13 protein-coding genes are annotated in these 12284 nt (G+C 56.7%); 7 read left to right on the forward strand and 6 right to left on the reverse strand.

Annotated elements, in window-relative coordinates; translation table 11 throughout:
- Window positions 1-144 precede the first annotated feature (144 nt).
- The 4 genes from QC821_RS20010 to QC821_RS20025 are packed head-to-tail and all read left to right on the forward strand — an operon-like array spanning window position 145 to window position 5016.
- Window positions 145-960, forward strand: a complete 816-nt coding sequence (locus QC821_RS20010) for a DNA adenine methylase (RefSeq protein WP_309725019.1) — start codon at window positions 145-147, stop codon at window positions 958-960.
- A 21-nt stretch (window positions 961-981) separates the two neighbouring features.
- A complete protein-coding gene (locus QC821_RS20015; protein ID WP_309725020.1) occupies window positions 982-2211 on the forward strand; it encodes a metallophosphoesterase family protein in 1230 nt (409 codons plus the stop codon).
- On the forward strand, window positions 2204-4120 hold the full coding sequence (locus QC821_RS20020; protein ID WP_309725022.1) for an ORC-CDC6 family AAA ATPase: 1917 nt from the start codon (window positions 2204-2206) through the stop codon (window positions 4118-4120). Before QC821_RS20015 ends, QC821_RS20020 begins: the two co-directional genes overlap by 8 nt.
- Before the next feature lie 8 nt (window positions 4121-4128).
- Window positions 4129-5016, forward strand: coding sequence for a hypothetical protein (locus QC821_RS20025; protein ID WP_309725024.1), 888 nt, complete (start codon window positions 4129-4131; stop codon window positions 5014-5016).
- Window positions 5017-5052: 36 nt separating this feature from the next.
- On the opposite strand, the gene fba is transcribed toward QC821_RS20025, so the two are convergent.
- The 5 genes from fba to QC821_RS20050 form a co-directional block, all read right to left on the reverse strand.
- Entirely contained in the window at window positions 5053-6117 is a 1065-nt protein-coding gene (gene fba / locus QC821_RS20030; protein WP_309725025.1) for a class II fructose-bisphosphate aldolase, read from the reverse strand.
- A gap of 75 nt (window positions 6118-6192) precedes the next feature.
- On the reverse strand, window positions 6193-7365 hold the full coding sequence (locus QC821_RS20035) for a phosphoglycerate kinase (protein ID WP_309725027.1): 1173 nt from the start codon (window positions 7363-7365) through the stop codon (window positions 6193-6195).
- A 43-nt stretch (window positions 7366-7408) separates the two neighbouring features.
- A complete protein-coding gene (locus QC821_RS20040; RefSeq protein WP_309725030.1) occupies window positions 7409-8446 on the reverse strand; it encodes a type I glyceraldehyde-3-phosphate dehydrogenase in 1038 nt (345 codons plus the stop codon).
- A gap of 60 nt (window positions 8447-8506) precedes the next feature.
- Window positions 8507-9229 carry an LrgB family protein gene (locus QC821_RS20045; RefSeq protein WP_309725032.1) on the reverse strand — a complete coding sequence of 241 codons (723 nt, stop codon included), beginning with the start codon at window positions 9227-9229 and terminating at the stop codon, window positions 8507-8509.
- Window positions 9222-9578 (reverse strand): CidA/LrgA family protein, encoded by a 357-nt coding sequence (locus QC821_RS20050; protein ID WP_309725034.1) that lies wholly within the window; start codon window positions 9576-9578, stop codon window positions 9222-9224. Before QC821_RS20050 ends, QC821_RS20045 begins: the two co-directional genes overlap by 8 nt.
- Before the next feature lie 135 nt (window positions 9579-9713).
- On the opposite strand from QC821_RS20050, the gene QC821_RS20055 reads away from it, so the two are divergent.
- From QC821_RS20055 to QC821_RS20065, 3 genes are all read left to right on the forward strand, one after another.
- Complete coding sequence (locus QC821_RS20055) at window positions 9714-10175, forward strand: Hsp20/alpha crystallin family protein (protein ID WP_309725036.1); 462 nt, start codon at window positions 9714-9716, stop codon at window positions 10173-10175.
- Between the two features lie 37 nt (window positions 10176-10212).
- Window positions 10213-10611 (forward strand): Hsp20/alpha crystallin family protein, encoded by a 399-nt coding sequence (locus QC821_RS20060; protein WP_309725038.1) that lies wholly within the window; start codon window positions 10213-10215, stop codon window positions 10609-10611.
- A 119-nt stretch (window positions 10612-10730) separates the two neighbouring features.
- Window positions 10731-11783, forward strand: a complete 1053-nt coding sequence (locus QC821_RS20065; protein ID WP_309725040.1) for a class I fructose-bisphosphate aldolase — start codon at window positions 10731-10733, stop codon at window positions 11781-11783.
- Window positions 11784-11862: 79 nt separating this feature from the next.
- Here QC821_RS20065 and QC821_RS20070 read toward each other — a convergent pair.
- On the reverse strand, window positions 11863-12284 hold a 422-nt coding region (locus QC821_RS20070), incomplete at its 5' end, for a transketolase-like TK C-terminal-containing protein (protein ID WP_309725042.1).

Genomic DNA, 12284 nt, shown 5'->3' on the forward strand with positions numbered 1-12284 from the left:
AAGGTGTTGACGAGAAGGGAAAAATGTGGTGCCGTCAACAAATCTTCGGGGTAGAAAGTGAAAAAATTATATTGTATTGATACTTTATACAGGCGAAAATCTTCGAAAAGTTGTAAGTTACTATTTTTATTGAGGGTAAGATAAGTGTCATCCAATTTAAACTTAAATAATAACGTCAAGCCTGTGTTGAGGTGGGCCGGGAGTAAGAAACGATTACTAAATAGGCTGATGGCGAAAGTTCCCTCAAACTTTGAAAGATACGTTGAGCCTTTTTGTGGTTCGATAGTGCTGCATATTGCCTTATGTCCACCCAAGGCATATGTTGGAGATATCAACATAGAGTTGATAAATTTTTATAATAATTTGAAGTTGTATCCAGAGGAAGTGGCAGAACAGTTACACTGCATGCCACGTACAAAAGAATACTATTACGAGATACGGAAAAAATCCCCATCTGGAATGAGTGATTTTGAAAGATCAGTGCGTTTTTTTTATCTAAACAGGCACTGTTTTAATGGTGTGTACAGAACTAATAAGAAAGGAGATTTTAATGTTCCATTTGGTTCTAAGCTTTCCAGCTTGCCGACTGTAGAAGATGTGACGTTGTTTTCAGAACGAATCAAGGATACTTGTTTTGTTGCTTCTGATTTTCAGAAAGTGGTAGAAAAAACTGTGAGTGGTGACTTTCTATACCTGGATCCTCCCTATGCTGGTGGTGGCAAGGACAGGGGGGAGTATGGAGTTGGTTCGTTTAAAGAGAATGACATAGATCGACTTCAGGATGTTTTGAAAGAAGCGTCCCAGCGCGATGTAAAAATACTCCTCTCTTATGCAGATACTCCTAAAATAAGGGAGTGCTTTTCCTCGTGGCATATTGAGTCTTTTGAGGTGGGAAGAAGTGTTTCTGGTTTTGCGCGAGGAAGAAAGAATGTTAAGGAATTGCTGATTTCGAATTACTAGTTAAATATAGGGTGGGGTGAGATGCTAAGGATTGCTATCGCAACTGACTTGCATTATGTGGCGAGTGGAACCAGTGCCGTGCCACAAGTCTGCCTTGATGGCACCAATAACGATCCTATGGAAGCTCTGCTAAGGCTCTTAAGGCAAGATGAACGGGGGGCGGATTTGTTGATCTGTCCAGGTGATATTACTGATAGAGCATGCGCAGTTGCTTTCCGTTATGGCTGGAATATGTTGCTCAGGCTGAAAGCTTTGCTCAACGCTGAGCACCTAATTGCAGCTACAGGGAATCATGAAGTTTCGTCGCGTGTTGGTGATGAACATCGTACTCCCGGAAATGCTGAGTTGGCAATTGATACGCTAGATCACTTGCTTGATGTGAGCAATTACCCCGCTATTTTCGATAATGATGATAAGCGGTGGGTATATTGGGGAAGAGGTTATGAAACAGTCTATGGTAGTAACTGGGTGGTAGTCACGATAAACTCTTGTCACTATCATAATAGCACCATGCCAAATGAGTATGAAAGAGGAAGAATTGGAGATGTTACACTTAAAGAGTTGATGGCCCACATTGGAAAAATTTCTTCGAATAAAAGTTATGAGTATAAGGTTATAGTCCTTCATCACCCCCCTGTTGCGCATGAGGAAATTGGAGTTGAGCTTGGTAAAACACCCATGTTTAATGGCGATGGCCTGATTCAGGCCATCGAGGAAGTCAATAGTGACTGGTTAATCATTCACGGGCATAAGCATCACCATCGTTTGAAAAAATGCTCTGGGAGTGACTACGCCCCTGTGTTATTGGGAGCGGGAAGTTTTGGCGCACTAATTACAGGCGGTCTTTCTAATAGAACAAAGAATCAATTTTACATTTTAGAGCTTCAGACTAAAGAAGACGAAGTCGGTGAGCATAGGCTGCGCGGAAGAATAGAAACATTATACTGGGATGGGACCGAATGGAGTAAATGTGTTAGGACGAAAGACGGCATACCAGATGGATGCGGTTTCCAACAAGGAAGTAATATAAGCATGGCGTCTTTGGCTCATACGGTTAAAACGATAATTTTAAATAGTAAACAGCCTTTTTTACGCTGGGAGGAGGTGTCAGAAGAATCAGAAACCTTGAATTATTTGAGCCCCAGTGAAGTCCCCTTGCTGCTTAATAAACTTGATTTGGTTGGTGTTGAAGTGAATATGGGGAATGGTGATTTTTTCCCGGCGGAGCTATGGGTGGTGAATGATGGATAATATAATTTCTGCCAACGATGCTTATAATGCGCGGCATAAAACCCCTTCTGAAGTTGCCCGAGATTTTATTCCATCTCCTGAATTTGGGAAACTGTTGCGAGCTAACAACTGTATCTTAGTTGGGCCAAGAGGCAGCGGGAAAACTACTTATCTAAAAATGATGCAGCCCCAAGCGATGAAGAATTGGTTGGAGTTGCAAAGTGTGAAGGAAGATGCTGGGGCTGTCATTGGTATTTTTGTTGCAGCAGATGTAAGGTGGGCTAAACAACTTGAATTGGTTACTAAAAACATAAAAAATGATGATGTAAGAGATTTGATGCACGAAGCATCATTTGTAAACTTTTTGGGTATTTCTTTTATAGACGCAGTAGAAAAAGCAATCCAAACACGGCTTGTTAAGTCATCCTTGGCCGGCGATGGGGAGCTAAATAGAGCCGCGGAAGCTGAACTGGCGCATCGAATATCGAATTTTTTCTTAGTTAAGAGTGCACCCCCATCTTTTTCTTCGTTCAAGCATGCTCTGAGGGTGCGACAGTCAGAGATGCCAAAAATATGCTTTAAGCTATCTCAGGGATATGATTATGACGAAGTGGAGAGCACTTATCCTTATTTGGGACTAAGCTGGATTGATATAATTACAGCTTGTATAGATACTGTTGGTGAGGTTGTGTTCACTCCAGAGCAGCGTTGGGCAGTCCTCATTGATGAGCTTGAGATTGTGCCTGCGGGCTTGCTGAACAGGTTGCTTCAGCCCTTAAGATCGACTTCAGGGAATATTCTTTTCAAGTATGCTCTGAGCCCTACAGGGGCCGCATCGAAAATACTGTCATCTCATGATGAAACGGACCCTACTCAGGGAAATGATTATACTACGGTTCCTCTGTGGCATAATACAAAGGACCATGCAAAATTTTTTACTCGCCAGCTTTTTTGGAAGGCTCTAGTTGATAAAGGGCTTGTGAAAGAGGCTGAAGATATTGTTAGGGCTCTAGGTATGTCTGGTTTTTCCGCTGATGAAGAAAGCGGGAAAACTGATGAAAAGGAAAAGCCAGAATCAACTATAGAGGACAGGAAAAGAGCCTTTTCAAGCCTAAAAGAAAAAGACGAATCCTTTCAAGATTTCCTTTTTTCAAAAAAAATTCAGATCGAAGGTCTTAATACTTCAGATAACACTGTATCGGGAACGCTAGTTAGAAAAATAACTCCCCTTGTCAATATGCGAAACCATGTATTAAAGAAATGGACTATAAAGGAAGGAGCTAAGAAAAGATCAAAAATTGGGCTACAGCCATATCTTCACTATCCGAATCTTCTGGAATTGACAGAAGGCAACCCTAGGTGGACCCTAAATCTGGCAGAGTGTATTGCTTTTGAGGCGCAGACGAAAGGGGGGGGAATAGCTTCGCAGGGCGTGCAGCGAAAAGCGGTTGACTCATTTGTGTCTCGCTTTTCTTCAATGTTGGAGGTTTACCCTGTCGGTGGCGAAAAGGTTCAATTTACCCTTCGAGGTTTTTTGAAGAAGCTTTCGGAATTTCTGCATGCCAAAATATGTTTGGATAAATTCTCGCCAGACCCAGCATTATCTTTTGTCGTAGATCGAGAGGCAGCGGATACGTATGGCGACCTTATCCTTCTCTGTATCCACTTGGGAGCCTTAGTAATCACTGATTTAGATAGTAACGGCGCTGCGGCTTTTGTCTCTGGTCGGCAGGGATTGGTTGGAAGGAAGGTGAGAATTTGTTACAGGCTTGCCCCAGAGTGGTTTCTTCCATTAAGAACTGGAAGGAGTGTAACTATGTCTAGAGTTTTTTCAGATAAAAAATTAAAAAATCATCAAGAAGAAACATATGAACATCGGTTTGAGGAAAATGCCAAGCCAACTGATAAGCCCCAATTAGATTTGTTTTAGGAGGAAGCATGGAGTTAGTGAGTTTGTCTAATTGGGATATTTCTCAGAATAGAGAAAAGGGTGTTTTCGTTTCTTACCTTGGTGAGGCCAGATCGCTATCAACTTGGAAGGAATTTAACAACCAAGAGCTCAATAAATTTTATCTAGAGGGAAGTCCTCTTGCTGGAGAAATTCCGTTAGGTTCTGGTAAGTCTTTAAACATGGAGAACATAGTAAAGCTGTTCGATAGACATGCCTCACCAGAGGTTGCTATATATGTCGACATATCCTCAATGCCAAAAAAAATAATGGCAGATTTTTTCTTGGCATGCCTTAATGCTGGTTTCTCATTGTTGAGGCTGAGAATAATTTATGCGATAGCACACTTCTCAAAGCCAGGGGAAAAAGTATACGCTAACAGAAGTATTGAACCCGTGCATGAGCTTTTTTCTGGTTGGTCAACACCGGAACCAAAGCCAATTAGCTTAATTCTTGGCCTAGGTTATGAACCGCATAAGGCAGAGGGGGCTGCAGAATTTTTTGAGCCCAGCGAGCAGTGGCTTTTTAAGCCTACATCTTCAATCGGTGAATACTTGGATCAGGTAGAAGACAATAATAAAAATTTGCTCAAAGACGAGGAGGGTAGAAAGTTAATTACTTATTCGGTAAATGATCCGGAGAAGACTTTTGGGCAGCTTGGGATGGCTGTAAACTATTTGCTTAAGAAAACAAATCCCGTATTGCTTCCATTTGGACCAAAGATTTTCTTTTTAATGTGCCTGATTTACGGCTATTTGTACAAAGAGCTCGGGGTTTGGGATATTCATGGAGAGGCAGATAACCAAAATAACGAAGTACAATCTTCCGGAGTAATAGTGGGCATGGAGGTTGTTTTTCAAAAAATATCAGGCCAATAATGGCCTGATATTTTTCGGATGAACTGGTTATCAGCTTTACTTCACCTTGGGTGCCAGCTCGCCGCTGTCGTAGCGGCCGACCATGGCCTCGAGGCTGATCGGCTTGATGCGGCTGGCGTTGCCGGCGGTGCCGAAGGCCTCGTAGCGGGCAATGCACACCTCGCGCATGGCGGAGACGGTCTCCTTGAGGAACTTGCGCGGGTCGAACTCGGACGGATTCTGGGCCAGGAAGCGACGCACCGCGCCGGTGGAGGCCAGGCGCAGGTCGGTGTCGATGTTGACCTTGCGCACGCCGTGCTTGATGCCCTCGACGATCTCTTCCACCGGCACGCCGTAGGTCTCGGGGATCTCGCCGCCATACTCGTTGATGATGGCGAGCCACTCCTGGGGCACTGAGGAGGAGCCGTGCATCACCAGATGGGTGTCGGGGATGCGCGCGTGGATCTCCTTGATGCGCTGGATGGAGAGGGTGTCGCCGGTGGGCGGCCGGGTGAACTTGTAGGCGCCGTGGCTGGTGCCGATGGCGATGGCCAGGGCGTCGACCTGGGTGGCCTTGACGAAGGCGGCGGCCTCCTCCGGGTCGGTGAGCAGCTGCTCCATGTCGAGCTTGCCCTCGGCGCCGATGCCGTCTTCCTCGCCGGCCATGCCGGTTTCCAGGCTGCCCAGGCAGCCCAGCTCGCCCTCCACCGAGACGCCGCAGGCGTGGGCCATCTCGACGGTGCGACGGGTGACGTCGACGTTGTAGGCGTAGTCCATCGGGGTCTTGCCGTCTTCACCCAGCGAGCCGTCCATCATCACCGAGGAGAAGCCCAGCTGGATGGAGCGCTGGCACACCGCGGGGCTGGTGCCGTGGTCCTGGTGCATCACCACCGGAATATGCGGGAACTCCTCCACCGCGGCCAGGATCAGGTGGCGCAGGAAGGGTGCTCCGGCATATTTGCGGGCGCCGGCGGAGGCCTGCACGATGACCGGCGAATCGGTCTGGTCGGCGGCTTCCATGATGGCGCGCATCTGCTCGAGGTTGTTGACGTTGAAGGCCGGGATGCCGTAACCGCGCTCGGCGGCGTGGTCCAGCATCTGGCGCATGCTGATCAGTGCCATAGTGTGTCTCGACGTTATCGATGATGGCGGCGCGCCCAGGGGGCGCGCCGCCTGTAGGGTAAAGTGGGGTGCGGCCTAGCGGGCTGCCTCGTAGGCGGCCTCCAGCGCCGCCACTGCCGGCAGGGTCTTGCCCTCGACGTACTCTAGGAAGGCGCCGCCGCCGGTGGAGATGTAGGAGACCCTGTCGGCGATGGCGTACTTGTCGATGGCCGCCAGGGTGTCGCCGCCGCCGGCGATGGAGAAACCGTTACTCTCGGCGATCGCCTGGGACAGCGCCTGAGTGCCGTGACCGAACTGGTCGATCTCGAATACGCCCACCGGGCCGTTCCACAGGATGGTGCCGGCGTTCTTGAGCAGGCCGGCGAGGCGCCCAGCGGTGTCGGGGCCGATATCCAGGATCATCTCGTCATCATTGACCTGGTCGACCGGCTTGGTCACCGCGGTGGCGCGCTCGGAGAACTCGGTGGCCACGACCACATCGGTGGGCAGCGGGATCTCGACCTTGGCCATCAGCGCCTTGGCCTGCTCGACGAGGTCGGCTTCATACAGCGACTTGCCGACGTTGTGGCCGGCCGCGGCGATGAAAGTGTTGGCGATACCGCCGCCGACGATCAGCTGGTCGCACTTCTCGGACAGCGCATTGAGCACCTCGAGCTTGGTGGAGACCTTGGAGCCGCCGACGATGGCAGCCATCGGCCGCTGGGGCGTGGCCAGTGCCTTCTCCAGGGCGTCGAGCTCGCCGGCCAGCAGCGGCCCGGCGCAGGCGGTGGGCGCGAAGCGTGCCACGCCGTGGGTCGAGGCCTGGGCGCGGTGCGCGGTGCCGAAGGCGTCCATCACGTAGATGTCGCACAGCGCGGCGTACTGCTTGGCCAGCGCCTCGTCGTCCTGCTTCTCGCCGACGTTGAAGCGCACGTTCTCGAGCAGCACCACCTCGCCGTCGAGCAGGTCGAGGGAGACGTCGAGGTAGTCATCGACCAGGCGCACCGGGTGGCCGAGCAGCTCGCCGAGCCGCTCGGCCACCGGCGCCAGCGAGAACTCCTCGGCGGGTTCGCCCTCGGTGGGGCGCCCCAGGTGGCTCATCAACATGACCTTGGCGCCGGCCTCGACGGCGGCCTGGATGGTCGGCAGGGCGGCGCGCAGGCGGGCGTCGCTGGACACGCGGCCATGCTTAACCGGTACGTTCAAGTCTTCGCGGATCAGCACTCGCTGGCCGGCGAGTGTCAGGTCGGTCATCTTGCGTACGTTCATCGCAGGAAAGTCCTCGCGTTGAGATGCCAGAAGGAGAACGGCGTCATGTCGACGACGCCGGCGGTGGGCCGAGGCGCGCCAGGCGGCCGGCGACGTCCAGCATGCGATTGGCAAAGCCCCACTCGTTATCGAACCAGCACAGCAGCTTGATCAGGCGGCCACCGGCCACGCGGGTCTGGGTGGCGTCCACGATACCCGAGCGCGGATCGTGGTTGAAGTCGATGGAGGCCATCGGCTCCTCGGTGAAGCCCAGCAGCCCCGCCAGGCGGCCGTGGCTGGCGTCGGCCAGCAGGGCGTTGACCTCGGCGGCGCTGGTGTCGCGATTGACGCTGATGGCCAGGTCCATGGCTGAGACGTTGATGGTCGGCACGCGCACGTGCAGGCACTCGAAGCGCCCCGCCAGGTGCGGCATCAGGCGATTGATGCCGCGTGCCAGGCCGGTGTCCACTGGCACGATCGACTGCATCGCCGAGCGGGTCAGGCGCAGGTCGGTCTGGTGGTAGGCGTCGATCACCGGCTGGTCGTTCATCGCCGAGTGGATGGTGGTGGTCACGCCGTGGGCGATGCCCAGCGCCTCGTCGAGCACGGTAAGCACCGGGATCAGGCAGTTGGTGGTGCACGAGGCGGCGGAGACGATGCGCTGCTCGGCGGCCAGGGTATGGTCGTTGATGCCGCACACGATGGTGGCGTCGACATCGCTCTCGGCGGGCTGCGAGAACAGCAGCCGCCCGGCGCCGGCGGCCAGGTGGCGTTCGGCCATATGGCGTTCGCTGAAACTGCCCGAGCACTCAAGCACCAGGTCGATGCCGAGCTCGCGCCACGGCAGCTGCTGCGGCTCGGCGGCGGAGATCACGCGGATCTCGCGTTCGTCGATCAGCAGACGCTCGCCGCGTCGCGCCACGCGCCCCGGGAAGCGCCCGTGGGTGGTGTCGTAGCGGGTCAGGTAGGCGATGGTGTCGAGGTCGGAGAGCTCGTTGATCGCCACCACCTCGAGATCGTCGAGATCGCGGCGCTCATGCAGCGCGCGCAGCACGCACTGGCCTATACGGCCGTAACCATTGATGGCGATACGATGGGCCATGAAGGAGCTCGCAGGCGGTGGCTGACGTCGGGAAAGACGCGATTCTAACGCATTTGCCCCTTACAGGCCCACTAGTCGCCAGGCCAGCGGTAGGAACAGCGCGCTGAAGATGCCGGTGAGGCTCATGCCCAGCGAGGCAAAGGCGCCAGCGGTGGGGCCGAGCTCGAAGGCGCGCACGGTGCCGATTACATGGCCGTTGACGCCGAGCACGAAGCCCAGCACCCGCGGATCCCGCAGTCGCAGGCGGGGGGCCAGCAGGCCGACGCAGGCGGTGGTCACCACTCCGGTGATCAACAGGCCGCCCATCATCAGTGGGATCACCCCGCCGAGCTGCTCGGTGATACCGATGGCGATCGGCGCGGTGACTGACTTGGGCGCCAGCGAGGCGAGCACCTCCGGCGAGGCGCCCAGCAGCCAGGCGATACCGACGGCGTAGAGTGCTGCCAGCATCGCCGCCGGCGGCAGGCTGATCAGCAGCGGCTTCCATACCGCGCGGATGCGCGGCAGCTGCTGGTAGAGCGGCACGCCCAGCGCCACGGTGGCCGGGCCGAGCAGCAGCATCAGCCAGCCGGCGCCGGCGCGGTAGTCGGTGTAGTCGATGCCGAGCACTACCAGCGCGGCGGCCAGCAGCATGGCCGAGAACAGGATGCCAGGGCACCAGCTCGGCTTGCCGAGGCGGGCGAACAGCCAGCCACCGGCGAAGAAGGCCGCCAGGGTCAGGCCGATGGCCAGCATCGGCGTGGCCAGCAGCTGTTCGCGCAGCCCGCCCCAGGCGCTATTCATCGGCTGTCTCCGGCGGCATGAAGCGCAGCATCAACCACAGCGTGGTGGCGACACTGGCCAGGGTGCCGAGCAGCAGCGCCGCGGCTACCGCCAGCCACTGGCCGGCGAATTCGTCGGCAATGAAGAAGATCCCCACCACGCCGGGCATGATCAGCATCGCCAGCACCGCGATCAGCGGCTGGCTGGCGGCCTGGATGTCGGGGCCGACCCGACCGCGCAGGGCCAGCCACAGGGTCATCAGCAGCAAGCCGACCACCCCCGGGGAGACCGGCAGCGCCAGCGCCCAGACCAGCGCCTCACCGCACAGCAGAAATACCACCAGCCACAGGAACCCGCGCAGTGCCGTCATAAGCATCCTTGGTCGTGTAAAAAATCGTTGGCAGGGGCTTGAAAGCCGCTCGAGCGCTCCTATTTTGCAGATTATCGGGGCCTTGTCACAGACGGGCCTCATTCCACAACCTGCCACACGTAGGAGGTGTTCGATATGTTCGGAGATCTCAAGCGTTTCGATACCGCGCCAGCCCAGCGCCTGGACTGGTTCCGCCAACTGATCGACGAGGTGTTTCCCGACGGGCGCGCCGCCGACATCCGCGCCGTGCCCCGCGGCAGCTTTCCGATGATCAACGTGGCGCGCAGCGACGAGGCGGTACACGTCTACGTATTCGCCGCGGGACTGGCGCCCGACGACCTGAGCATCGATATCCAGGACAATGTTCTGACCCTGCGCGGTCGTCGCGAGCCCGTCGCCGGCAACGATGAACAGAGCAGGGCCCGGCCGGTGTTCCGGCGCGAGCGGGCCAGCGGCGAGTTCGTGCGCGCGATTGCGCTACCCGATGGCCTGGACGCCGAACGCGCCGAGGCGCGCCACGCCAACGGGGTGTTCGAGGTCGTGCTGCCCAAGCGCGAGGAGCTGAAGCCACGGCGAATCGAGGTCCAGGTCGCATAGCCTAAATCGTGATATTGCCAACAGGAGGTGATAGATCATGAACGAGGTCGTACATCAAACCCAGCAAAGCCAACCTGAGGCCCAGCGCAACGAGAACCGCGAGCCGGCTGCGCTGCTACCGGCGGTGGATATCTTCGAACACGCCGATGCGCTTATGCTGATCGCCGATATGCCCGGGGTGACCCGCGACTCGCTGCACCTCGAGGTCGACAACAACGTGCTCAGCCTGGAGGGCGAGATACAGCTGAGCATGCCCGAGGGGCTAACGGCGCTGCATGCCGAAGTCAGCGGTCAGCGCTTTGCGCGGCGCTTCACGCTTAGCCATGAAGTCGAGAGCGAGGCGATCTCCGCGCGCATTGATAACGGCGTACTCAGCGTTACCCTGCCCAAGAAAGACAACCACCGGGTGCGTCGCATCGAGGTCAAGGCCGCCTGAGCGGCCGCCTCAGGGAGTGCCGCCCCTGCATCGGGGCGGCAATTCCTCTACGCTAAGGGGGTTGCTTCGCGCCACGCATATCTCACCCACCCCACTTCACGGATGTAGAGGATGACACCATGACGGATATTGCCGCCTTGCTAGGCCAAGATGCTGATTCCCTGCTTGGCCACACCTGCCAGGGCGTGCGCCGCGACAGCCTGCACCTGCCCGGCCCCGATTTCATTGATCGCGTGATGGCCGACAGCGACCGTAGCCCGGCGGTGCTGCGCAACCTGCAGGCCTTCTACGGCCACGGCCGGCTGGCGGGCACCGGCTACCTCAGCCTGCTGCCGGTGGATCAGGGCATCGAGCACTCGGCGGGGGCCTCCTTCGCGCCCAATCCGCTCTATTTTGATCCGGCCAATATCGTCGAGCTAGCCATCCAGGGCGGCTGCAACGGCGTGGCCTCGACCCTGGGCGTGCTCTCCTCGGTGGCGCGGCGCTACGCCCACAAGATCCCGATGATGCTCAAGCTCAACCACAACGAGACCCTGAGCTACCCGGCAATTTACGACCAGACGCTGTTCGCCGAGGTCGAGCAGGCCCACGACATGGGCTGCGCGGCGGTGGGCGCGACCATCTACTTCGGTTCCCATGAGAGCCGTCGCCAGATCATGGAGATCAGCGAGGCCTTCGAGCGCGCTCACCAGCTGGGCATGGTCACGGTGCTGTGGGCTTATCTGCGCAACCCGGCCTTCAAGCACGACGGTACCGACTACCATGTCGCCGCCGACCTCACCAGCCAGGCCAACCACCTGGCGGCGACCCTCAAGGCCGATATCGTCAAGCAGAAGCTGCCCGAGACCAACGGCGGCTATCGTGCCGTGGGCTTCGGTCACACCCACGACAAGGTCTACGACGAGCTGACCAGCGAGCATCCCATCGACCTGGCCCGCTACCAGGTGGCCAACTGCTTCATGGGCCGCGCCGGGCTGATCAACTCCGGCGGCGGCTCCAAGGGGCACTCCGACCTCGGCGAGGCGGTACGCACCGCGGTGATCAACAAGCGTGCCGGCGGCATGGGTCTGATCTCCGGGCGCAAGGCGTTCCAGAAGCCGATGGCCGAGGGCGTGGCGCTACTCAACGCCATCCAGGATGTCTATCTGGACAAGAGCGTGACAGTGGCCTAGGCCGCGTTGATCGCCAGGCAAATAAAAGGGCACGACCGCCAGGTCGTGCCCTTTTCGTCCTGCCTGTTGCTGCCCGCGATCAGCCCAGCAGGGTCTCGGCCTTGCTGACCAGGTTGTCGACGGTGAAGCCGAAGTGCTGGAACAGGTCGCCGGCGGGGGCCGACTCGCCGAAGGTCTGCATGCCGAGGATGTCGCCATCCAGGCCGACGTACTTGTACCAGTAGGCGTAGTGGCTGGCCTCGATGGCGATGCGCTGGGTCACGCTGCGCGGCAGCACCGACTCGCGGTAGTCGGCGTCCTGCTCGTCGAAGGTGCTGGTCGAGGGCATCGACACCACCCGCACCGCGCGGCCCTTGGCCTCCAGCTCGGCGGCGGCGTCCATGGCCAGGCCGACCTCGGAGCCGGTGGCTATCAGGATCAGCTCCGGGGTGCCCTGGCTGTCCTTGAGGACGTACCCACCGCGCTGGATATTGGCCAGCTGTGCCTTGTCGCGCTGCTGGT

The sequence above is a fragment of the Franzmannia qiaohouensis genome (assembly GCF_031451695.1).
In the GTDB taxonomy this organism is placed as follows: Bacteria; Pseudomonadota; Gammaproteobacteria; order Pseudomonadales; family Halomonadaceae; genus Franzmannia; species Franzmannia qiaohouensis.

Coding starts and splice junctions, on each gene's coding strand:
- QC821_RS20035 (WP_309725027.1), bottom strand. CDS start 7,365: ATGAACGTACGCAAGATGACCGACCTGACACTCGCCGGCCAGCGAGTG.
- fba (WP_309725025.1), bottom strand. CDS start 6,117: ATGGCACTGATCAGCATGCGCCAGATGCTGGACCACGCCGCCGAGCGC.
- QC821_RS20065 (WP_309725040.1), top strand. CDS start 10,731: ATGACGGATATTGCCGCCTTGCTAGGCCAAGATGCTGATTCCCTGCTT.
- QC821_RS20050 (WP_309725034.1), bottom strand. CDS start 9,578: ATGACGGCACTGCGCGGGTTCCTGTGGCTGGTGGTATTTCTGCTGTGC.
- QC821_RS20040 (WP_309725030.1), bottom strand. CDS start 8,446: ATGGCCCATCGTATCGCCATCAATGGTTACGGCCGTATAGGCCAGTGC.
- QC821_RS20045 (WP_309725032.1), bottom strand. CDS start 9,229: ATGAATAGCGCCTGGGGCGGGCTGCGCGAACAGCTGCTGGCCACGCCG.
- QC821_RS20020 (WP_309725022.1), top strand. CDS start 2,204: ATGGATAATATAATTTCTGCCAACGATGCTTATAATGCGCGGCATAAA.
- QC821_RS20015 (WP_309725020.1), top strand. CDS start 982: ATGCTAAGGATTGCTATCGCAACTGACTTGCATTATGTGGCGAGTGGA.
- QC821_RS20025 (WP_309725024.1), top strand. CDS start 4,129: ATGGAGTTAGTGAGTTTGTCTAATTGGGATATTTCTCAGAATAGAGAA.
- QC821_RS20060 (WP_309725038.1), top strand. CDS start 10,213: ATGAACGAGGTCGTACATCAAACCCAGCAAAGCCAACCTGAGGCCCAG.
- QC821_RS20055 (WP_309725036.1), top strand. CDS start 9,714: ATGTTCGGAGATCTCAAGCGTTTCGATACCGCGCCAGCCCAGCGCCTG.